The sequence below is a fragment of the Arthrobacter sp. Dra40 genome, from assembly GCF_059091905.1.
Window position 1 is genome coordinate 1 of the sequence record NZ_JBNHHB010000595.1, and the last position, 314, is coordinate 314.

Consider the following 314-nt stretch of genomic DNA (forward strand, 5'->3'; position numbering starts at 1 on the left):
GAGGAAGTGGACATCGCCCACCAGGTCCTCACCCGGTACTACCGACTGGTCATCATGGACTCCGGCAACACTGCCAGGGCCGCCAACTGGCGGCGGATGATCGACCACACCAACCAGCTAGTCGTCCCCGTCACCGCTATCGAGGACCGTGCAGAAGCAGCCCGGCTGACCCTGCAGACCCTCGAATCCCGTGGTGGCCACGACGCCGAGCTGGCACGCAACGCCGTCGTGATCGTCTCCGAGTCCACCGACGCCAAGCGCAGCATGACTGGGGATGCCCTGAAGCGGGCGAAAGCCGAGGCGCAGCGGATCGC

General features: G+C 66.2%; 1 pseudogene. It reads left to right on the forward strand.

What is annotated here, in order from left to right:
* A pseudogene (locus AC5RWT_RS38155) lies at positions 1-314 on the forward strand (chromosome partitioning protein ParA); the annotation flags it as partial.